This window comes from Bradyrhizobium sp. USDA 3315, assembly GCF_054056795.1.
On the sequence record NZ_JBSRYP010000001.1, the window covers coordinates 7,889,978 to 7,911,748 of the forward strand.

21 protein-coding genes are annotated in these 21,771 nt (G+C 62.5%); 12 read left to right on the top strand and 9 right to left on the bottom strand.

Going from position 1 to position 21,771, the window contains the following annotated elements; all coding sequences use genetic code 11:
* Positions 1–65: 65 nt before the first annotated feature.
* On the bottom strand, positions 66–875 hold the full coding sequence (locus ACVIYL_RS37140) for an enoyl-CoA hydratase/isomerase family protein (protein ID WP_057017228.1): 810 nt from the start codon (positions 873–875) through the stop codon (positions 66–68).
* Positions 876–1,007: 132 nt separating this feature from the next.
* Between ACVIYL_RS37140 and ACVIYL_RS37145 the strand changes: the two genes are divergently transcribed.
* The 10 genes from ACVIYL_RS37145 (at position 1,008) to ACVIYL_RS37190 (ending at position 12,259) form a co-directional block, all read left to right on the top strand.
* On the top strand, positions 1,008–2,549 hold the full coding sequence (locus ACVIYL_RS37145) for a class I adenylate-forming enzyme family protein (protein WP_253609212.1): 1,542 nt from the start codon (positions 1,008–1,010) through the stop codon (positions 2,547–2,549).
* Positions 2,546–3,727 (top strand): thiolase C-terminal domain-containing protein, encoded by a 1,182-nt coding sequence (locus tag ACVIYL_RS37150; protein WP_253609213.1) that lies wholly within the window; start codon positions 2,546–2,548, stop codon positions 3,725–3,727. The genes ACVIYL_RS37145 and ACVIYL_RS37150 overlap by 4 nt, the downstream gene beginning before the upstream one ends.
* Positions 3,727–4,143 carry a Zn-ribbon domain-containing OB-fold protein gene (locus ACVIYL_RS37155; protein WP_253609214.1) on the top strand — a complete coding sequence of 139 codons (417 nt, stop codon included), beginning with the start codon at positions 3,727–3,729 and terminating at the stop codon, positions 4,141–4,143. Before ACVIYL_RS37150 ends, ACVIYL_RS37155 begins: the two co-directional genes overlap by 1 nt.
* 167 nt (positions 4,144–4,310) lie before the next feature.
* Positions 4,311–5,918, top strand: a complete 1,608-nt coding sequence (locus ACVIYL_RS37160; protein ID WP_456780892.1) for a carboxyl transferase domain-containing protein — start codon at positions 4,311–4,313, stop codon at positions 5,916–5,918.
* Between the two features lie 16 nt (positions 5,919–5,934).
* On the top strand, positions 5,935–7,935 hold the full coding sequence (locus ACVIYL_RS37165; protein WP_253609216.1) for an acetyl/propionyl/methylcrotonyl-CoA carboxylase subunit alpha: 2,001 nt from the start codon (positions 5,935–5,937) through the stop codon (positions 7,933–7,935).
* Positions 7,936–7,980: 45 nt separating this feature from the next.
* Complete coding sequence (locus ACVIYL_RS37170; protein ID WP_253609217.1) at positions 7,981–8,733, top strand: enoyl-CoA hydratase/isomerase family protein; 753 nt, start codon at positions 7,981–7,983, stop codon at positions 8,731–8,733.
* Between the two features lie 92 nt (positions 8,734–8,825).
* Positions 8,826–10,028, top strand: a complete 1,203-nt coding sequence (locus ACVIYL_RS37175) for an ABC transporter substrate-binding protein (protein ID WP_456780893.1) — start codon at positions 8,826–8,828, stop codon at positions 10,026–10,028.
* A 40-nt stretch (positions 10,029–10,068) separates the two neighbouring features.
* Entirely contained in the window at positions 10,069–10,932 is an 864-nt protein-coding gene (locus ACVIYL_RS37180; protein WP_253609219.1) for an enoyl-CoA hydratase/isomerase family protein, read from the top strand.
* A 4-nt stretch (positions 10,933–10,936) separates the two neighbouring features.
* Positions 10,937–11,755 carry an SDR family oxidoreductase gene (locus tag ACVIYL_RS37185; protein ID WP_225648249.1) on the top strand — a complete coding sequence of 273 codons (819 nt, stop codon included), beginning with the start codon at positions 10,937–10,939 and terminating at the stop codon, positions 11,753–11,755.
* A gap of 84 nt (positions 11,756–11,839) precedes the next feature.
* Positions 11,840–12,259: a DUF2000 domain-containing protein gene (locus ACVIYL_RS37190; RefSeq protein ID WP_057017218.1), complete on the top strand. Its 420-nt coding sequence runs from the start codon at positions 11,840–11,842 to the stop codon at positions 12,257–12,259.
* 209 nt (positions 12,260–12,468) lie between these two features.
* On the opposite strand, the gene ACVIYL_RS37195 is transcribed toward ACVIYL_RS37190, so the two are convergent.
* The gene (locus ACVIYL_RS37195; protein WP_225648248.1) at positions 12,469–13,263 is read right to left on the bottom strand and encodes an enoyl-CoA hydratase/isomerase family protein; all 795 of its coding nucleotides are present in this window, start codon (positions 13,261–13,263) and stop codon (positions 12,469–12,471) included.
* Positions 13,264–13,451: 188 nt separating this feature from the next.
* Here ACVIYL_RS37195 and ACVIYL_RS37200 point away from each other — a divergent pair, with 188 nt between their 5' ends.
* A complete protein-coding gene (locus tag ACVIYL_RS37200) occupies positions 13,452–13,961 on the top strand; it encodes a ParB N-terminal domain-containing protein (RefSeq protein ID WP_253609220.1) in 510 nt (169 codons plus the stop codon).
* Between the two features lie 219 nt (positions 13,962–14,180).
* Here the strand turns inward: ACVIYL_RS37200 and ACVIYL_RS37205 are convergent, their stop codons facing one another.
* The 7 genes from ACVIYL_RS37205 to ACVIYL_RS37235 all read right to left on the bottom strand — a co-directional run bounded on the left by ACVIYL_RS37205 (position 14,181) and on the right by ACVIYL_RS37235 (position 21,069).
* Entirely contained in the window at positions 14,181–14,582 is a 402-nt protein-coding gene (locus ACVIYL_RS37205) for a Zn-ribbon domain-containing OB-fold protein (RefSeq protein ID WP_225648246.1), read from the bottom strand.
* 83 nt (positions 14,583–14,665) lie between these two features.
* The gene (locus ACVIYL_RS37210; protein WP_456780894.1) at positions 14,666–15,862 is read right to left on the bottom strand and encodes a thiolase C-terminal domain-containing protein; all 1,197 of its coding nucleotides are present in this window, start codon (positions 15,860–15,862) and stop codon (positions 14,666–14,668) included.
* Positions 15,859–17,142 carry a CaiB/BaiF CoA transferase family protein gene (locus ACVIYL_RS37215; RefSeq protein WP_057017215.1) on the bottom strand — a complete coding sequence of 428 codons (1,284 nt, stop codon included), beginning with the start codon at positions 17,140–17,142 and terminating at the stop codon, positions 15,859–15,861. The genes ACVIYL_RS37210 and ACVIYL_RS37215 overlap by 4 nt, the downstream gene beginning before the upstream one ends.
* A 53-nt stretch (positions 17,143–17,195) precedes the next feature.
* Complete coding sequence (locus ACVIYL_RS37220; RefSeq protein ID WP_253609222.1) at positions 17,196–18,419, bottom strand: ABC transporter substrate-binding protein; 1,224 nt, start codon at positions 18,417–18,419, stop codon at positions 17,196–17,198.
* Positions 18,420–18,446: 27 nt separating this feature from the next.
* A complete protein-coding gene (locus ACVIYL_RS37225) occupies positions 18,447–19,412 on the bottom strand; it encodes a PDR/VanB family oxidoreductase (protein WP_253609223.1) in 966 nt (321 codons plus the stop codon).
* Positions 19,409–20,728: a Rieske 2Fe-2S domain-containing protein gene (locus ACVIYL_RS37230; RefSeq protein ID WP_141342321.1), complete on the bottom strand. Its 1,320-nt coding sequence runs from the start codon at positions 20,726–20,728 to the stop codon at positions 19,409–19,411. Before ACVIYL_RS37230 ends, ACVIYL_RS37225 begins: the two co-directional genes overlap by 4 nt.
* Positions 20,729–20,793: 65 nt before the next feature.
* Positions 20,794–21,069, bottom strand: a complete 276-nt coding sequence (locus ACVIYL_RS37235; protein ID WP_456780895.1) for a hypothetical protein — start codon at positions 21,067–21,069, stop codon at positions 20,794–20,796.
* Positions 21,070–21,358: 289 nt separating this feature from the next.
* On the opposite strand from ACVIYL_RS37235, the gene ACVIYL_RS37240 reads away from it, so the two are divergent.
* Positions 21,359–21,769: a MarR family winged helix-turn-helix transcriptional regulator gene (locus ACVIYL_RS37240; protein WP_225648240.1), complete on the top strand. Its 411-nt coding sequence runs from the start codon at positions 21,359–21,361 to the stop codon at positions 21,767–21,769.
* Positions 21,770–21,771: the final 2 nt, after the last annotated feature.

Genomic DNA, 21,771 nt, shown 5'->3' on the forward strand with positions numbered 1-21,771 from the left:
ATGGCGTGAAGCCAGACATCAAGGCAACCACTCAGGTCGGTTGCCTTGACGGGGATCAGACGATCCTAGATCGGGCAGTCCTTGGGGAAAGCTGGCTTGCGCTTCTCAAGGTGCGAGGCCAGGCCTTCGCGGGCTTCATTGCCGGCAAAGCCGAGGATTTCGAGGGCGGTTGACGTGTCGAACAGCGGTCCGTTGACGCGAAGCCAGTTGTTCAACGCATATTTGGTCCAGCGGATCGCACTCTGTGCACCGGTGGCGAGATCCTGCGCCGTTTCCAATGCGATGCCTTGCAGCTCCGCATCTTCGACGCACAGCGAAACCAGGCCGATCCGCTCGGCTTCCTCACCCGACAGCGGCTTGCACGTGAGCAGATAGTACTTTGCCTTCGCCAGTCCGCAGAGCAGCGGCCAGATGATACAGGCGACGTCGCCAGCGGCGACACCGAGCCGGGTGTGGCCGTCCACGATCCGCGCCGATTTGCCACAGATCGACACGTCGGCAAGGATCCCGACGACGAGGCCGGCGCCCACGGCGACGCCGTTGATCGCCGAGATGATTGGCTTGTTGCAGTTGATGACGTTGTAGACGAGATCCTTGGCCTCTTTCCAGGTCGCCATCCGCGCGGCCGGATTGTCGAGCAGTGACTTGATCAACTCGAAATCGCCGCCGGCCGAGAATGCCTTGCCCGCCCCCGTGACAATCACCGCGCTGATGTCGGGATCGCTGTCGATGTCTCTCCAGATGTGAGTGAGCTGTGTATGGGTCTCGGCGTCGACGGAGTTATAGGTCTCCGGTCGGTCGAAAGTGATCCGAAGGATCCTTTCGGCCGGATAGTCGAGCTTCAACCTCGTGTAGGCCGCGTACCGATTGGACATATTGATCTTCCCGCTTTTGGCGCCTAAGAAGCGCTACCAATTATTTCTAACAGATGTTAGAATTTGTAGTCGGCCGGCGCAAGCACTGGCTCGAAACAAGAAGGTCGAAAGACAGCGCTCGAGGAAACGTTGATGGAAACCGGGCTCAGTATCCAGACAGGCGGCGGATCCGGCATCGGAACCGTCGGTGCACTGTTCGAGGCCTGCGCGGAGCTTCATGCCAACAGGCCTGCGATCGAATACCGCGGCCGGCACGTGACTTATGGGGAGTTGCGCGACCGGGTCCGTCGGTTGACCGTCCTGCTTGCCGCGCGGGGCCTGCAACGCGGCGACCGGCTTGGCCTGCTGTCGCGCAACCGTCCCGAATATCTCGAGATCGAGTTGGCGGCCGCCAATCTCGGGATCATCACGGCTTGCCTTAACTGGCGGTTGTCGGAGCGCGAGCTCTCCTATTGCATCGAACTGGTGTCGCCCAAGCTGCTGCTGGTCGAGGGAGACCTCGCGGCAAGCCTTCTGCCGGCCGCCAAGGCGAATCCAGTCCTGGAGATCGGACCTCAATACGAAAGCGAACTCGCGCGAGCGGACGGGCGGGCACCCCCGTCTGTCGCCCAACCGGAAGATGGGCTCGTCATTCTCTACACCAGCGGAACGACCGGCCTGCCGAAAGGTGCCGTGATTTCGCACCGCGCGATGGTCATGCGGGCGTTGGTGTTCTCCTCCGAACTCGGTATCGCTCCGCACGACACATTCGTCGCATGGGCCCCCTTGTTCCACATGGCCTCGACCGATCATGCGCTCGCCACCCTGCTGCGCGGCGGAATTGTCGTTGTGATCGACGGCTTCCAGCTTGAACCGCTGCTGACGGCCGTTTCCCAACACGACATCGGCTGGCTGGTCCTCATTCCCGGCATGGTAGAGGCTCTTATCGATGGTCTGAAAGGGCAACGCATCAAGGTGAAGGGAGTGCGGGTGTGCGGAGCCATGGCGGATCTGGTCGCCCCGCACGCCATTGCCGAGGTCACCGAAATGCTCGGCGCCCCCTATCTCAACAGCTTCGGCTCGACCGAGACCGGCCTGCCGCCGGCGACGCGCGCGCTGATTGCGCCAGGCGATGTGCCGGCCAGCCTGTCCAAGCGGCAAAATGCGTTCTGCCAGATCAAGCTGGTGGACACCTCCGACAACGAGGTCGCGCTCGGCGAGCCCGGCGAGTTGGCCATCCGCAGCCCGACACTATTCTCCGGCTATTGGCGCGCGGACGAGACTAACACGCGCGACTTCCGCGGCGGCTGGTTTCACATGGGCGACGTGTTCAGGCGCAACACCGACGGATCGCTCGATTTCGTCGACCGCGCCAAATACCTGATCAAGTCGGGCGGCGAGAATATCTATCCCGCCGAAATCGAACGCGTCCTGCTAGGTGACGATCGGATCGCGGAAGTCGCAGTCGTCCGCGCTGCTGACCCAAGGTGGGGAGAGGCCCCCGTCGCCTTTGTCGCTTGCCGCGAAGGGGCCGCAATGACGGTAGCCGAGCTCACCGAACTGTGCCGCCGCGAGCTGGCGAGCTACAAGCGGCCGCGCGAATTCCGTTTCATTGCCTTTGGTGAATTCCCTCGCTCGACAAGTGGCAAGGTCCAGCGCCACGAACTCGAGCGCCTGCTGAAAGCCTCCACATGAGCGACACCAGCCTGAGAGGAAAGGTTGCCGTCATCGGCATCGGATTGTCGGCGGTCGGCAAGGTACCAGGCCGCAGTCCACTCTCGCTTGCGGCAGAGGCCGCGGCAAACGCACTCGCCGACGCCGGGCTCGCCAAGAGCCAGGTGGATGGCGTGCTGTCGAGCCATGCCTTCGCTTCCCCGTTCCATCGCTTCAGCGTTGCCTTCAGCGAATATTTTGGAATGCGTCCGACCTTCTCAAACACGTTGCAGGTGTCCGGCGCCACGGCGGCGACGATGTTCAGCATTGGTGCGGCCGCCGTTCACGGCGGACTCGCCAAGGTGGTGCTGCTGGTCGCTGCCGACAGCCTGATGACGGGGCTGACGCCGGATCTGGCGCTGCGTTCGCTCACAGAAAGCCGGGATCAGCAATACGAGATGCCGTTCGGCATTCCGGTTGCCAACACCTTCGCAATGACCGCACACCGACATATGAGGGAGTTCGGCACCACGCCCGAGCAGCTGGCGGAGGTCGCCGTCGTGCACAGGCGTCACGCGGCGCGGACCCCCGGCGCGCAGCAGACGACGCCGATCACCGCAGCGGACGTGCTGAATTCGCCTATGGTCACCACGCCCTATCACAAGCTCGACTGTTCGCTGATCTCGGACGGCGGCGCGGCATTTGTCCTCACGTCGGCCGAACATGCGAAGGCTCTCGGAATCGAGAAGCCGATTGTCGTCCTCGGTTGCGGCGAATGCTACACCCACGAGCACATCTTCCTGATGCCGTCCCTGACCACGACCGGTGCTGTCGAATCCAGCCGGAGAGCCTATGCAATGGCCGGCTACCAGCCGCGCGATATGGATGTCGCCGGCATCTATGACTGCTTCACGGGCACCGTGGTGATGATGCTTGAGGACCTCGGCTTCTGCCGGAAGGGTGAAGGCGGCCCGTTCGTCGCCGACGGACAAATGAGCTACGGCGGCCAAATACCCTCCAACACCCATGGCGGCCTGCTGTCATTCGCGCATTCCGGAATGCCTGGCGCCCTGTTTCACTTCCATGAGGTGATCGCGCAGCTGCGCGGCCAATGCGGCGAGCGGCAGGTCGACGGCGCCGCGCTCGGGCTGGTGCACAGCCTCGGAGCGGGATTCGCCACCAATGCCACGACCATTCTGGGCACTGAGGGAACGCTGTGATGGCATCCGAAAATTCCACTCGAAAGCCCCTGCCCGCGCCGGATGCCGATACGACCGCATTCTGGCGTGGCTTGCGCCAAGGCAAGCTCCTGTTGCAGCACTGCCGCCGATGCCGCAACGTGCAGTACTACCAGCAAACCACATGTCGCGAATGCGGCGGCGATGAGCTCGTGCACAGGCCCGCGACCGGCCGCGGCAAAGTGCACTCCTTCAGCGTGGTCTACCGGGCTCCCGGCCCCGCATTCAAGGCGGATGTCCCCTATGCCGTGTTGCTCGTCGAACTCGACGAAGGGCCACGCATGATCAGCACCCTGACGGGGAGCGATCCGGCGGACGTCACCTTCGACATGGAGGTCGAGCTCGCATTCGACCAGGTCTCTGACGACATAACTCTGCCGCGCTTCCGGAAAGCCTGAGGGATTCGCATGAGTTCTGCTTGCATCCGCGTGCGATCAATTCTAACAATTGTTAGAATTTTGCAGCACCTCGATTTTGTGGCGCTCGCACCGCCGACCCACCGGTCGATTTACACCAGCGGCAGGTCCCCGACGGGCTCGCCGCGCAGCCGCCAGGACCACCCGCAATGGCAATCATGAAATCGGACGTCGTCACCTCGACCGAGGACTACGCCCGCAACCGCAGCGCCTACGCCGAACGCGTTGCGGATCTCAGGCGGCGCCGGACCGCGGCAGCACTGGGCGGTCCGGAACGGGCACGCAAGCTTCACAAGGAACGCGATCAGCTGCTGCCGCGCGAGCGAATCGCGGCGCTGATCGATCCCGGATCACCGTTCCTCGAATTCTGTCAGTTGGCCGGCGACGGCCTGTACGAAGGCGTGCCGCCCGGCGGCAGCATCATTACCGGCGTTGGATTGATCTCCGATCGTCCCTGCATGATCATCGCCAACGAGCCCACCGTAAAGGGCGGCACCTATTACGGTATCACCTGCAAGAAGCATGTTCGTGCGCAGCGCTTCGCCTGGCAGCACCGCCTGCCCTGCGTGACCCTGGTCCAATCCGGCGGCGCCAACCTGCCCGACCAGCCCAATATCTTCCCTGACGATGGCCAGTTTGGCTCGATCTTCTACAACCAGGTCAGGATGTCGGCTGAAGGCATCCCGCAAATTGCGGTGGTGCACGGTCCCTCCACCGCGGGTGGCGCCTACATTCCCGCGTTGAGCGATGAGACCGTCATCATCAGAAACCAGGGCGCCATGTTCCTCGGCGGGCCGCAGCTGGTCTATGCGGCGACCCGCGAAGAGGTCGGCATCGAGGCACTCGGCGGCGGCGAGATGCATAGCCGAGTGAGCGGTGTCACTGACCATCTCGCCGAGAACGACGCCCATGCAATTGCCATCACGCGCGAGATCGTCGCCAGTCTCGGCGAGATTCCCCGGCAAACCCGGACCGTCGCCCGGGTGCGCGAGCCACACTTCGACCCCAACGAAATCTACGGCCTGATCAGTTCGGATCCGCGCATTCCCACCAATAATCGCGATGTCCTTGCGCGTCTCGTCGACGGCAGTGAATTCCATGAGTTCAAGCCGCTCTATGGCGATACGCTGGTGACTGGCTTTGCGCGAATCATGGGCTTCGAGATCGGCATTCTCTGCAACAACGGCGTGCTGTTCTCCGAAAGCGCGCTGAAAGCGACGCACTTTATCGAGCTGTGCTGCAAGCGCGACATCCCGCTGCTGTTCATGGCGGATGTCACGGGATTCATGGTTGGCCGTGAAGCCGAGGAAGGCGGCATCACCAAGAACGGCGCAAAAATGATTACGGCAATGGCAAGCGCCAATGTCCCGAAATACACGCTCATCATGGGTAATGCCTACGGCGCGGGCTACCTCGCGATGTGCGGCCGGGCGTTCCGGCCAAATGCCATGATGATGTGGCCAAATGCCCGTTCCGCCATCATGGGTCCCGACCAGGCCGCAACCACGCTCGCGATGGTTCGCGACGAGGTCCACAAACGCGAGGGAACGAGTTGGACGGACGCTGAGCGCGAGGCCTACATGGCGCCGACCCGGCGAACGTTCGAGGATTTCGCCAATGCCTACAATTTCGCCCGCAACACCTGGTGCGACATGGTGATCGATCCGCTCGAAACCCGCAGCGTGATGGCGCTGTTGCTTGACCTCGCCGGGCGCGTCCCGCGTCCGCACACCGATTTCGGCGTGTTCCGGATGTAATCGCAGGGGACCCGCCATGTTCAGGAAAATTCTGATCGCCAATCGAGGCGAAATCGCCTGCCGGATCGCCCGCACCTGCCAACGCCTCGGTGTTGCGGTCTCCACCGTGCACTCCACCGCGGATGCCGACGCGTTGCACGTCAGGGCGATCGGTGAATCCATCGGGATCGGCGGCGCACCGGCCTCGGAAAGCTATCTGCGGATCGATGCCGTCATCGCCGCCGCGAAAACCACCGGCGCGGAGGCGATCCATCCTGGCTTCGGCTTCCTGGCGGAAAACACCGACTTTGCCCGCGCGGTCGAAGCAGCCGGTCTGGTGTTCATCGGACCGACGCCGGAAACCATCGAGCGACTTGGCGACAAGGCGTCGGCGAAGCGGGAGGCTGTCGCCGCCGGCGTCCCCACGGTACCCGGCAGCGACGCTCCGAGCGAGGATCGCCTCGAAGTCGAACGTATCGTCCGCAGGCTCGAACTGCCGGTCATGCTCAAGGCCGCGGCCGGCGGCGGTGGCAAGGGTATGCGGGCGATCTCGACCTACGACGGGCTTGGCGACGAAATCGAGTCCGCGATGCGTGAGGCAAGGAATGCTTTCGGTGACGCAGGGCTGATCGTCGAAAAACTGATCCTGCAAGGCAGGCACATCGAGGTGCAAATCGCAGGTGACGGCGACGGCAACGTGATCCACCTGTTCGAACGTGAATGCACGCTGCAGCGTCGCCACCAGAAGCTGATCGAGGAAGCGCCAGCCGCCAACCTGGCTTCCGCCTTACGCCAGCGTATCCTCGACGACGCCGTCCGGCTCGGACGCAGGCTCAGATATCGTGGCGTCGGCACGGTCGAATTCATCGTCACCGGCACCGACTACTATTTCCTGGAGGTCAATCCCCGGCTCCAGGTCGAGCATCCCGTAACCGAAATGGTTACCGGCATCGACATCGTCGAGGCTATGCTCCGCATCGCCGCTGGCGAAGGCCTGCCTATGAAGCAGGGCGAAGTGTTGTGCCAGGGTCACGCGATCGAGGCGCGCATCTGCGCCGAAGATCCGAATGACAGCTTCATGCCATCCACTGGAGAGCTCGCCCATGTCAGGTTCCCGTCCAGCGGCATTCGGGTCGAGACTGGCGTCGAAAGCGGGTCGATCGTTACGCCCTATTACGATTCGATGCTCGCCAAGCTGATTGCTCATGCCGCCTCCCGCGATCAGGCGCTCGACCAACTTGATCGCGCGCTCGGCGAAACCTCGATCTTCGGTGTTGTCACCAACCGGGATTTTCTCCGTCGATTGATCGCCTTGCCCGCGACCCGCGCCGCGACTTTTCATACCCGTCTGATCGACGAACGGATCGATGCGCTTGCGGCCACCGCTGGCGACGTTGACCCGGAGGCGCTGGCGGTTGGTGCGTATTTCTGGATGAAGCGGCAGCGCGCTGCCGCTTCCGGCAATCCCTGGCAGTCCAGCAGCCTGACCGGCTGGCAGATGGCGGCCGCCGATGACGGCTTGTCACCGATCCCCATTCTCCACCTCGAGACCGCAGGCGACAGCGCGGAGATCCGCTTTGCACCCTTGCAGCCAGACGGCTCGATGCTGATCGGCGTGGACGATGCCAGGATTCGGGTGCAGCTTTCGCCGCTTGCCGATGACATGTTCGCTGCCGCAGTCAACGCGCGCTGCGAGACGGTGCGGATCACCCAGAAAGACCATGCGATCTTCGTGCACGATCCGCGTCGCGCCCATACCATGACCGCGATCCCCTACCTCAGATACATCAGCGCCAGCGCCGAGATCAGCGGCGAACTGCGCGCGCCGATGACCGGCGTCGTGTTGAAGATCAACGTCAAGGTCGGCAGCCGCGTGAAGGCAGGCGATCCGATCGTCGTCATGGAATCCATGAAGATGGAATTGCGCATCGCCAGCGAGGTGGACGGTGTGGTGACCGCCGTCCACTTCAAACCCGGCGATACCGTCGAGCGAAACGCCGTCGTCGCCATCGTCGAGCCCGAACTCATCCCGCAGTAGCCGCCTTATGAACGATCAGGACAGCATATGTTGCGATTAGGAAGCGTGAATTACGTCGTCCGCGGCAAGATCGCGATCTTGACGCTCGACGAACCGGAAAAGCTGAACGCACTGACCGCCGGCATTCGCGCAGGCATACGTGAGGGCCTGCAACGGGCCGACAAGGACGATGGGGTACGTGTCAGCATCATCACCGGTGCCGGCGGCAAAGCATTCTGCGCCGGCGCCGATATCGGTACCTTCGATTTCGATCCGGAGAAAGCGCGCGCCTTCTTCATCGACGCCATGGAGGTCCTGAGCGCTCCGGAACGCGCACTCAAGCCGGTGATCGCTGCCGTGAACGGGATCGCCTATGGCGGTGGATTCGAGCTTGCCATCGCATCCGACTTCATCCTGGCGGCCGAGAGTGCCCGCTTCGCCGTACCCGAGATCAAGCTAGGCCTATTGCCTGGCTTCGCTATCGTGCGCCTCCAGGACATTGTTGGGCGCGCGAAAGCCAAGGAAATGAGCATGCTCGGCGACCCCGTCAACGCCGCGGAAGCGAGCCGCCTTGGACTCGTATCCCGCGTCGTTCCCGACGAACGCCTTCTCTCCGACGCAATCGCGTTCGCGGAGCGCATCGCCTCACAGCCCCGCCTTGCTGTGCAGATGGCCAAGTCCTTCTACAATCGCGGTCTCGGCGGCGACGAGATGCGCCACGCAATCGATGGGTTTCCGTTCCTGCTGACGCACGCCGATGCACGCGAAGGTATCAACGCATTTCTGGAGAAACGCGCGCCACGTTTCGAAAACGGGTAGCTGCAACATCTGTGTTTTGGCTTCGTCGCGCAGACATCCTGCCCGCGTGACCAACACTCCACTGTCCAATGAAAGAAAATGAGGGAGCACACGTGAAGAGGAATATCTTGGCCTTGGCCATCATCGTTGCGACAGCGTCGACCGCGTCGGCCCAAATCTCGAATGACGTGGTCCGGATTGGCGTGCTGACGGACCTTTCAAGCTGGGGACGCGACAACAGCGGTCCCGGCTCGGTCGAGGCGGCAAAAATGGCCGTTGAGGAGTTCGGCCCGACGGTACTCGGAAAGCCGATCGAAATCGTGAGCGCCGACCACCAGATGAAGACCGACGTGGGCCTGCAGATCGTTCGCGACTGGTTCGACAACGGCAAGGTCGACGCAGTCGCCGACATTCCGAACTCGGGAATTGCGATAGCCGTTCACAATATGGTGCGGGAGCGCAACAAGATTGCGCTGCTCTCCGGCCCGGGCGCGAGCTCCCTGACCGACGAGCTGTGCAGCCCGAACACCGTCCATTTTTCTTACGATACCTACGCGCTGTCCAAAGTGACGGCGTCGGCTGTCATCAAGGAGGGTGGCAAGTCCTGGTTTTTTGTCACCGCCGACTACGCGTTCGGCCAGCAACTTGAGAAAGACGCGACGCGCTTCATCAAGGAGCTGGACGGCAAGGTCCTCGGCAACGTGCGGCATCCGACCAACACCGCCGACTTCTCGTCATTTGTACTGCAGGCGCAAAACTCCAAGGCGGATGTTGTGGCCTTTGCCAATGCTGGCCAGGACACCGACAACGCCATCAAGCAATCCGGTGAATTCGGCCTGGTTCAGGCCGGCCAGAAGCTTGTTGGCCTGCTGATGTTCGATACCGACGTGCACGCTGTCGGCCTGCAGGCCGCACAAGGCACTTACATGACGACGGCCTCCTACTGGAACATGGATGACAAGACCCGCGCCTGGTCAAAGAGGTTCTTCGCCCGGACCAACGTCATGCCGACCATGATTCACACCGGCGTCTACGGCTCCGTGCTGCACTATCTCAAGGCGATCAAGGCCGCCGGAACAGATGATCCCGCCGCGGTCATGGCCAAGATGCGCGAACTTCCGGTCGAGGACACATTCGTACATGGCGCCAGGCTGCGCGAGGACGGGCGGGTGATCCGTGACATGTACCTGGCGCGCGTAAAGAAGCCATCAGATTCCAAGGAGCCGTGGGACTATCTCGAGATCGTCAAGACAATCCGAGGTGAAGACGCCTATCGGCCTGTCAGCGAATCGAAGTGCGCGCTTCTCAAGAAGTGAAACGACCTGATCGGCGCAAAGAGCGAGCGAAGGCCACTGCTTGGCCGGGCGGGATTTTGGGAAACAAGTAAGGCAAATCATTGCCGAACATCAGAAGGACGATCAGTTCGTGACCACAGCACCATCTCCAATCGAACTCGTCGTTGCCGACAGGATCGGGACGATTTGGCTGAACCGGCCGGAGCGAGGCAATGGGGTCGAGCTCGGGCTGGCGACTGCGCTCAGGGCAGCTGCCTTCGACCTCGAAGGTGACGCCAGCGTCAAGGTTGTCGTCATCCGAGGCCGCGGAGCAAATTTCTCGGTCGGCGGAGACCTACGAGCTTTCTCCGCTGCCGGCGCCACCTTCCCGCGGCTTGCAATGGACATCATCACTGCTTTCCACGACGCACTCGTTTCACTGAGACGCTCAGGAAAGCCGGCTATCGCCGCGGTGCACGGGGCTTGCGCCGGCGGAGCAATGTCCCTGGCGTTGGCCTGTGATTTCGTTCTAGCCGCCGACACGGCGCATTTTTCAGTGGCCTACCGGCGGCTGGGCGTTCCCGCCGATGGCGGCATGAGTCACTCGCTGACGCGCCTCGCGGGGCCAAGGCGAGCGCTGGAGTTGATGCTCCTCTCTGACCGCATAAGCGCAAGCGAGGCACTGTCGCGCGGATTGATCACGAGAGTATGTGCAGAGCAGGAGCTCGAGGCCGAGCTGACCCGAATGGCGCGGGCGCTAGCCGATAACTCGCCCGCCGCAAGCCGTGCGGTGAAAGCCCTGGTCTGGAGCGCCGATACCGCAACGTTCGACGAACAACTGTCGGCCGAGCTAGCTTCATTCGTCGACTGCGCCTCCTCGGCGGACTTTCGCGAGGGCATGAAGGCGTTCAACGATAGGCGGCCGCCGATATTCGCAGGAGAGTGAGAAAATGGGATCCCTGGACGGTAAGGTCGTTTTCATTACAGGCGCGAGCCGCGGCATAGGCCGGGAGATTGCGCTCAAATTCGCATCGGAAGGAGCGCGAGTTGCGCTCGCGGCCAAATCGAGCGAGCCCCATCCAACTCTTCCCGGAACTATCCATACAGTGGCCGAGGACATTCGTAAGCTCGGTACCGCCGCCCTTCCCCTCCGTGTCGATGTACGCGACGCCGATGCGCTCGCAAACGCCATCGAAAGGACGGTTCAGGAATTCGGCGGGTTGGACATCCTCGTGAACAATGCCAGCGCCATCAGTCCGACCGGCCTGCTCGATACTCCGGCCAAAAAGTTCGATTTGCTGAGTGCCGTGAACGGCAGGGCGACCTACATCTGTGCCTATCATGCTGTACCGCACCTGAAGCGGTCGTCAAATCCCCACGTTCTCACCTTGTCACCGCCACTGCCGAAGTCGGCAATCTGGCTCGGCAAGTATCCGGCGTACGCCACCTCGAAGTACAGCATGACGATGTACACTCTGGCGCTGGCCGAGGAATTTCGATCGTTTGGAATTGCCGCTAATGCTCTTTGGCCAAAGACCATGATTGCGACCGACGCCGTGCGTGTGCACTACCAGTCGGATTATCGCCGCAGCCGCTCGCCTTCAATCATGGCCGATGCGGCACACTTTATCGTTACGCAAGACAGTCGCGCATTTTCGGGCAAGACCTTGATCGACGAGGAGGTTTTGCGTGCGCGGGGTGTCGACGACCTGTCGGTCTATGCAATAGATCCTGCCAGCCAGCTAGCGCCAGACATCTTGATCGAATGACTGCAGCAACGATCAGGGAAAGCTTCTCGGCAGGGAAGCATCGAGGTGTACTGGGACTTACCCGGCTGCAGGAATGGTTTCCGAATGAATACCGCCAGCGCGCGCATCGCCATTGTTGTGAATCCAGCCTTGCCGCTTGGGTTGATTGCGAACACAGTTGCGGCCTTGAGCATCGGTATCGGCGCCGCAGAGCCGGACCTCGGAGGAAACCTCTTGACCGACGGTAACGGGCTCACCGTCTGGACCAGTGCAAACCGTCCGGTACCAATTCTGCAAGCCACGCCCGAAGCGCTGTCCGTACTGCTGACGCGCGCGCAGCCATTGGCGAGCGGCGCCGTTTTGGTCCCCTTTCCTCAATTCGCCAGGGGACTCCACCGCTTTGAGGACTATCTCGCCGAATTTCCGCTGCGCGCGCTCTCGAACGAGACGATTGACGGCTTGGGCTTCTACGGGCCCGAGAAATGGGTTCGGTCGCTGACCGGCAATTTGAAGCTCTTGCGCTGAAGATAACGCCCCGTCGTGAACCTGAGGACTGACCTCATCATGAGCATGGTCGTGTACCCTTACGCCATGGCGCCATCCCCGCTCAAGCATAGCTGCGAGGTGCTCTCGTTGGGAGATTAAGACTTTCAGCCCTCGTGAGCCACGTTTCAAGCTCACCGGGAAGCCCTCGAGTGCGAGCGTCCGGCTACCTCAAGAGGAGCCGTGTGACATTAGAGCTTCTGGATTTCGGCTGGTGGTCGGCCGGCCCGCAGGCCTTCCCGAGCCGAAGCTGTCCTCATCACGGTGGAAAAGCTTTTGCGCTCGTCAGCCAGGCCTTCGGCCAACGGACGGTCGAGAGCTGACCGGGTAAGGCGCTTGGCAAAGGCCAGGCCTTCGGCACTTCGGCCCGATAGCTCAGCGCCGATCTCAAGGGAACGCGCGAGCGGATCGGCGACGACCTCATGCACAATTCCGATTTCGTGCGCGCGCTGTCCCGTCACTGTCAGGCCACGAAGGATCATCTCGAGCGCCCTGGCCTCTCCAACGATCCTGGGCAAACGCTGTGTACCGCCACCACCCGGAAAGATGCCGATGCGCGTTTCCGGAAGCCCGATCGCCGTAACACTGCTCCCGGCGATGCGCAGGTCGCATGCCAGCGAAAGCTCGAAGCCACCTCCCATGCACAGGCCATTGATTGCCGCAATGACCGGCTTGTCGACGGCTGCAATCGCATCCGTCAGCGCGTGGAAACCAGGTGGCCGAGGACCAGGCGACGACGGGGCGCGAGACGCTCCGCGCTCAATCGCATCAGCGGCCTCGGAGAGTTCCGCAACGTCGTAGTGACGGATGAAGATGCCAGGTAGGCCCCCTGTAATGACAATGACCCGGACTGATAGGGCCATCCCTGCAGCGGCTACCGCATCGAACATCTCAGCCGCCCCGACGGCCGTCATGGTGCCGAATGGGGCGTTAGCATAGGTGATGACACGGATCGCGTCGTGATCCTGGATGGAAACAAGGCGCATAGCCTACTCTCACTGCAACCGCTCGCCGGACAATCACGCGTTGGCGCTGCACCGCTCAGAATGCGCCCGGCTCCCGCACCGATCAAGCCTCGGCGCGCTAAGATTGCCATTGCAGCCGCGCGGTTCATTCTTAAAATCTGCCTCCCCGGCATACGTTTCGGACGGGCCTGTACAGCGGAGTAGACGTTATGCCCAAGCCGGAAAGCTTCCCAATCGAGAAGATCTACGTTCCCGTGAAAAGAAGGAAGGCAATCAAGCCTCAAGTCGTCGAGGAGATCGCTGGAAGCATTCTGGAAATCGGACAACAAACCCCCATTCTCGTCAGGCCCGACGAAGACCGCTTCGTTCTGGTCGAGGGACTACAGCGGCTCGAAGCTTGCAAGGCGCTTGGAGAGACGACGGTTGTGGGCATCGTGGTCTCGGCGGAGGATGCTCAGCAAAGGACGCTCTTGTCCGAGGGACCCGAAGCAGATGCGGAACGCGACAAGATGGCGCGATTGAAAAAGCTGCGTCTTGAGAAGGAAGCTGCAGAAAGTTCGAGTGCTGCCTTGAACCGGACGGATAAGCAGCGAGCCCGCTCGGCAAGGGGCGCGGGCGAGAACCCGAGAACATCGCCAAGCCGGACCTCAGCGCCGACGCCGAAAAAGACGTTGTCGGATTGGATCGCCCAGCAGAAGCGCGACGGTGGCCGTTATTGATTGCCCGCCTTCGGTCCTGCATCCAACGTCATCTAGCTGGCGATGGATTTTTCTTGATCTCTCGCTGCTCAAGCGATCTTCTAAGTCACAGCAATACTTGAACTTTCGCCCCATCCATCCTGCGCTCGTTTGAGCCAGCTTAAGCCAAGAGAAATAACGTCGACACACCGGGTCCGGCTCGTCTGCGTCTGGATTATTCTTGCCAATCCACAAAACTTGTTAGCCGGTCGAGTGACCGTCCACCCGGTCAGCGCCTTGCTTCAGCCGCCATTGCAGCAACGAAAAGGATGGATCGGACTCCGGGTGATGTTCGAAGACTCCTCCAACCTCAGTTCCGATGACCACGGTCTGGCGCGGATCGCCCAGCAGATTACCCACCATGCGCACGCCACCGGCGTGTGGTAGCTCGACGAGCAGCGCGAGATACGGGCCGTGCTGCTTTAGCGCCGGGTGTGACGGATGCCACACGCGTTCCCAACTGTAGATGCGGCCGGTCGGCTCGACGTCCGTCCACCTAAGGTCAAAGGAATGACAATTGTGGCAAATCCATTCAGGCCCGAACTGCCAGGAACGGCAGCGGGCGCAGCGTTGCACCAGCAGGCGGTTTTCCCGCAGGCCCATCCAATACGGCGCCGAAAGCCCATCTGGGTCACTGACCGGAATGGGCAACCCGGCAGGAAGATAGTGCGCACGTGAAGACCCACTCATAGCGTCGCCTCTGAACCCAGAATGAGGTTGCTGGCCGGCGTCACCATCGGGCCGCCGATCACCAGCGCCACATCATTTCGTCGAGCCTGGCTCGCCGACGCGCCACGCACCTGACGAACCGCTTCAAGCACCAGCTCAAAGCCGTGCATGTAGCATTCGGCAAGGTTGCCGCCACTGGTGTTGAGCGGGAGCCTCCCGGATGGAGCGATCAAATTGTCGAAGGTCAGGAAGTCGTTGGCCTTCTCGGGCCTGAAGAAGCCGTGCTCCGCCAGCGCCATCACGACACCGCCGGTGAAGTTCTCGTACGCCTGGACCACACCGACATCTGACGGCCCTACCCCGGCCATGCGGTACAAATCGGATGCAACGGTGCCGAAGTTCGCGGTGGCGTAGAGCGGCGCATTGTGCGCCGTTGCCGCCGCACGATGTCCGGATCCGAAGGCCGCACCGAGCAGATAGGCCGGCCTGTGCCGGAAGTCGCTGGCGCGCTCTGCCGATACCAGCACCAATGCCGCTGCGCCGTCATTTTCCATGCAGCAATCGTAAAGATGGAAGGGCTCCACGATCCAGCGCGAGGCATCGTACTTCTCGATATCCAGCGGCTTGCCTCGCATCACCGCGCGCGGGTTGGCCTGGGCATGATGATAGGAGGCGAGCGCAATCGCGCGCAAAGCCTCCTGTCGCACGCCATGCTCGTGCATGTAGCGTTGCACCCGCATGGCAAAGCGCTGCGGGGGAGCCAGCACCCCATAGGGCATCAGATAGGACCGTTCGCCCGAAACGGTGTGAATCCCGGCTGCCTGTCCGAAACGGCCATATTGGCCCTGCGCCAATGAGCGGAACACCACGACACAATCGGCAAGGCCCGCGACGATCGAGGCGGCCGCATTGGCAACCGCCGCGCTGCAACCGCCGCCGCCTCCGCCCCATTGCATGGTCGCGGAGCGCAGTCGATGCGTACCCAGCGCCGCAGCCAGCCGTGACGCCTCGCTGCGATCGTCGCTGTAGGACGAGAAGCCATCGATCTCGCGGGGATCGAGCCCGGCATCCTCGCAAGCCGTGAGGATCGCCTTCAACGCGAGCTTGAATTCCGGATCGGGAGAAGCGCCATGACGATAATATTCGGTTTCACCGATCCCGATCACGGCCACACGGCCCCGCAGCGTCCGCTCGTCTCGCGCGCGCCCGGTCACGGTTTGGCATCCTGTCGCGAAGCCTCGCTGCCGAAGGCTCCGCCTCCGGCAAGGCGCGCGATCTCCGTCTTGTCGTAGCCGAGCAACTCAAGCAGCACATTCTCGGTGTGCTGCCCAACTGCCGGTGCCGCAACGGGATCCACGATCGGTGTCCGCGAATACCGGATCGGCAGGTTCACGTTCGGCACCCACCCCACCGTCTCATGCGGGATCCGGGTGACGATCCCGCGCTCCCTCGCCTCGGGCGAACGGATCGCCTCGCCGACGGTGCGCAGCTGGCCGCAGGGCACGCCGGCCGCCCGCATCCGCGACTGCCAGTGCGACCAGGGCTGCCGGGCAAAGGCATCGCCGAGGATCGCGAACAACTCCTCGCGCCGGCGGATTCGATCGGGGCCGGTTGCATAGATTTCGGCCCCCGCGAGATCCTCGCGCTCGAGAACCTGCGCCGTCAGGCGCTGGAAGATCTTGTCGTTGCCGCAGTTGATATAGAAGGAACAATCGCTGGCCTGGAACACACCCGACGGACACGTGTCCGGGCTGGTGTTGCCGCTTCGCCTCGGATCGGCACCGCTGAACAGCGACTGCGTGGTCGCGTAGCCGGTCATCAGGACGGCGTTCTCGAACAATGACACCTCGATGGCCTGGCCGTGCCCGCTGCGCTCGCGCGCCAACAGGGCGCCAAGGATCGCATTGCTGGCCATCATCGCAGTGCTGATGTCCATCACCGGCGACAAAGCCCGCACGCCTTCGCGGTCGGCATAGCCGTTCATCGACACGAAGCCGCTCTCGACCTGCGCGATCGGATCAAAGCCAAGCCGGTCCGAAAACGCCCCGTCGCGGCCATAGGCCGACACCGAGCAGTAGATGATCTCGGGTTTGATCTTGCGGCAGCTCTCGTAGTCGAGCCCCAGCCGTGCCATCACGCTCGCAGAAAAATTCTCGACAAGGACGTCCGCCGTCGCGATCAGCTCGCGCGCGATCTTCAGGCCCTCCAGGGATTTGAGATCGAGGGCGACGCTGCGCTTGTTCCGGTTGGTCCACAGGAACGGCGCACCGTGCCTGAGATCGGGATGCACCGGGGGATAACGGCGCAGATCGTCGCCGCGGCCCGGCGCTTCGATCTTGATCACCTCGGCCCCCATGTCGGCGAGGATCATGGTGGCAAACGGCCCCGCGATGAAATGCGAGAAATCGATCACCCGGATCCCCTCGAGCGCTCTTGGCGCGCCGGCGGGACGAGGCGTGTGCTCGGGGAAGTCGGCTTCAAGCTGATCCAGCATCGGGATATCCGTCAATTTGAGCAGTGTTGATCCAAGGATCGCGGCCGTCGTCGTCAATTGCTCTTCGGCGGGTCGATGAGCGAGCAACCGCCCTGGTCGAGCGGCCGGAAGGCTTCCGGCCCGGACAGCGCGCCGACCTGCTCCAGCAGGTCCCACTTGCTCTTCGAGGCACTCGGGCTCTTCACCTTGAAGATGTACATGTTGTGGATGGCGCGGCCGTCGGCGCGCACCACGACCGGCCCGAACAAAGCGTCATCGATCGGCTTCTCCTTCAGCTTCTGGATCACGGCCGGCGCGTCATTGGTTCCCGCCGCCAGCGCCGCGTTCAGATAGGCCAGCACGGAGGAATAGACGCCGGCGTGGAAGGCGGTCGGCGACTGCCCATGCTGCCGCTCGCCGAATTTGGCCGACCAGGCGCGGCTGGCATCGTCGAGGTCCCAGTAGAACGGCTGCGTGATGATCAGCCCCTCCCCGACCGCAAGCCCGCTAGACTCGACATCGTTGGTGGTGGTCAATAGCGCGGCGAAGGTGCGCCCGCTCTGCTTCAGCCCGAACTCGGCGGATTGCTTGATCAGGCTGACGGTGTCGCCACCGGCGGTCGCGAACGCGATCACGTCGGCGCCCGAGCCTTCGGCCTGCAGGATGAACGAGGCATAGTCCGCATTGTTGATCGGTACATTGACCGATCCGAGAACGGTCCCGCCGCCGGCACCGATCACCGCCGTTCCGTCGCGCACCATCGATTTGCCGAGCGCATTGTCGGTGGCGATGAAGTACCATTTCTTGCCGCCGTGATGCACGAGATAGGCGCCGATGGTGTGAGAGGCCGCCCAGGTATCGAAGGTCCACTGAATCGTATTGGGTGAGCAGTATTTCCCGGTCAGGTCGGACGACGCCGCGCTCGATGCGATCAGCGCCGCTTTGGTGCCGCGCATGACCTCGTTGACCGCCAGCCCAACGGCCGAGTTCGGCACGTCGGCGACCGCATCGACCTTCTCCTGATCGATCCAGCGGCGCGCGATGGCGGCGCCGACATCAGCCTTGTTCTGGTGGTCCGCCGAGACGATCTCGACCTTGAAATCCGGATGAAGCCGCATGAAGTCCTCGGCCGCCATTTTGGCCGCTGTCACCGAACCTTCGCCGGCATTGTCCGAGTAAGGGCCGGACGCGTCGTTGAGCACGCCGATCTTCAGAGACCGCGCGGCGACCGCCGTCGCCGGCGAACCGGCACAAAAGGCCAGGAGAGCTATTCCGGCTATCTGCGAAAGATACTTCATTGTTTCCACCCGTCGTATGTTGTTGTGTTAGAGATCGAGCACAAGCGTCCGGGACTTGGCGCCCGAGCAGCAGATCATGACGCTCTTGTTCGCCGCCTGCTCTTCGTTGCTCAGGAACTGGTCGCGATGGTCGGGTATGCCCTCGAGCACGCGCGTCTCGCAGGTGCCGCAGACACCTTCGGTACAGGCATAGTTCGCGGCGATCCCGGCCTCCAGCAGCGCATCGAGAATGGTCTTGCCGGCCTCGACTGCGATGGTGCGGTTGCTTCGCGCCAGCTTGACGTCGAAGCCACCTTCGGTGGCTGGAGCTTCCCGGGCCTTGAAATATTCGACATGTACGTGATCGGCCGGGCGATCGGCCGTCGCCGCCTCGAGCGCCTCGAGCATGGGCACCGGACCGCAACAGTAGAGATGCGCGCGAGGCGGAGCGTTCCTGACGAGCGCCGGGAGATCGAACACCCGTCCCGATCGCTCGTCGTCGAAATCGAGATGTACCCTCGATCGATACGTGCCGAGTTCGTCGAGGAATGCGGCAGCGGCGCGCGTCCTCGCGGCATAGAACAGCTCCCAGTGACGTCCAAGCGCCTCAAGCCGTCGGATCATCGACAGCAGCGGCGTGATGCCGATGCCCCCGGCGATCAGGACAGAATGGTCGGCCTCCTCACGGAGCGCGAAGTTATTCCGCGGCTCGGAGATCCTTATGATGTTCCCGACCCCGACGGTGTCGTGGACGAAGCTGGACCCACCCCGGCTCTCGCCATCCCTGTTCACCGCGATGACATACCGGTGCCGCTCGCATTGGTCGTTTACCAGCGAATAGCTGCGGATCATGCCGTTCGGCAGATGCAGGTCGATGTGGCTCCCGGCCGTGAACGGCGTCAGTTCGCCGCCCGTCGGGGCAATCAGCTCATACGAATTGATCCGCTCGGCCTCATATCCGATACGCTTGACCAGCACCTCCAGCGTACCAGCCGTGTGTTTGAATGCGCTCACAGCTCGTACCCGAAATCGGCGCCAAGCTTCGCACGCATGAACGGCGCGCCGACGTCAACCCACAAATCCTCCGGCGGCAACCGCAGCGAGACCGCTCGCACCATGAACACGTCCGGGTCCAAGACTCCTTTGGGCTTGATCGCGTGATCGCGATAGGCGCCAAGCGCTTCAAGAATGAAACGTCGCGTCATCGCGATGCCGGTATCACTTGAGCAGAGCGTCTCCTTGGTGCGATCAAAGATCGGCGAGACGCCGCTTTGGCAGGCGCCGTCCTGCACCCAGAGCCCCGGCAGGCCCGAGAACCAGGTGGTCCGCTGCGCCTCATAGTCGAACTGAAAGCCGTTCTGCGGATTGTATTTCGTCCAGTAGCCTGCGTATGGGACCGTCACCGGGTGCTGGACGAGCGCGTGGCGGCTGGCATGACCACTCTCGCGGCCCTTGTGTCCTTCGGCGAAGACCTGCCGGGTTTTCTCCAGCAGCGGCTCCGATGGATGATAGGAGAACATGATGCAGAGCGTGTTCTCGTCATCGATCGGGACCCAGGCGTGCCCGCTCAAATCCGGGAACGGAGACAGCGGAGGCACCAGCGTATAGAACGGCAGCAGGAACTGGTTGACCCGCCAGTACAGCGTGTTGGCATCGTAATTGCGCCGCGCGGCGATGCTCATGCCGAAATCCTGCTTGATGCATTCGAAGGTCGGGCGCAGGTCGCGCTTCTGGATCCAGGCGCTCGTCGTGCCCTGCGCATCCAGCCGTCCATGAAGCAGCGGCGCGTGCGCCGAATCGATCTCACCCTCGACCGCCTGCAGCCAATTGCACTCCTGGACGCGAACCGAGATGTGCACCTGCTCGGCCGGCACCAGATTCCATTCGAGGTTCGGCAGCGGCGGAAGCTCAGCCTGGTCGGGACCCATATAGGTCCAGATCATCCCGTTGCGCTCCTTGCAGGGATAGGCCTTGATCCGCACCCGCTCCTTGAGGCGGCTGCGCACTGGCTCTGCCGGCATGTCAGTCACGGCGCCGGTGACGTCGAATTTCCAGCCGTGATAGACGCAGCGCAGCCCGCAATCCTCATTTCGCGCAAAGACCAGCGGCGCTCCGCGATGCGGGCAGGCCTGGTCGACCAGCCCGATGCGCCCCTCGGAATCGCGAAAGGCGACGAGATCCTCGCCCAGCAGCCGGATGCGCTTCGGCTGCCCGTCCGCGGCGAGATCAGCCGACGGCAGGAAAGGAATCCAGTACAGGCGGAAAAGTTCGCCGAGTGGCGTTCCCTTGCCGACCCTCACCAGCCGTTCATTGTCTTCGCGCGAGAGCATGGGGTTGCCTCCTTCAATTGCGTGTGGCCGGGCCTGCCGCGCCGCCGAGAAGCGCGGCGACACGGTCAGACAGTCCGAGATCCTGGGCGGTCCAGAGCGGATCGGGATGCGGTGAGCGGCTGGCGTGGAATGGGAGGTTGCTTGCCCTCCTCCACCAGGCCGACAATCAATTCGATGCGCCGCCGCTCGAGCTCGCGCAGAGCGTCCTCGACGACGGCGGCTTCAGCCGTGCACCCCGGCAGCTCCGGATAGGCAAGGCGAACCCGCCACTGCCCCGGCTCGGTTTCGACTGCCTCCGCCTCAAGCAAATAGGGAATCGACAGCAGCTCACGCAGGTCCAAGTTTCAACCTCCCTGAACGACGTCTTCGCTCGCATTTGATACGTATACGTACTACATTATCGGAAGGCTGACAAGAGCCGAGGGCGACCCTGTCTCCCTCAGAAGAGGCTGGTGACGTGGTTCGCCACAGGGTTGAGGACGATCAGCCAAGCTGCTAACGGCTAGGACGCAATTCGCAGAACGCAGCTGGGATCCAGACAACGGCATGGCAGCCGATAAAGGCAAGCAGACAACCTCGGCGGCAGACGTTGCACGCGACTGGCAGCTCGAGGGTGGTGTCGGATTCCTGTTGCGTCTGCTGGAGGCCCGCTACGATGGGCTCTATCAAAGCATGACGCGCCAGAGCGATATCACGCCGCGGCAGTTCGGTGTGCTGATGGCGCTGTATCAGTTAGGTCCTCTAACCCCCTCCGTGTTGGCCGAACGGATCAGCTGCGACCGCAACACGCTCAGCGAAATGCTGAAGCGCATGGTCGCGCGCAGACTGGTCTCGAAGAAAGACAATCCGGACGACCGCCGCTCGCTCCAGGTGCAGATCACGGCTAAAGGCGAGGAAGCGCTTCTCGCCGTCATTCCGGCCGCCGCCGAGCTGCAAAACATCATGCTGGCCCCCCTTCGCAAGGAGGACCGCGCGCATTTCCTGAAATGCCTGCTGGCGATCGCGAAGGCTCCGCCGCCGGACAGTCCGGCCGATACGTGAAA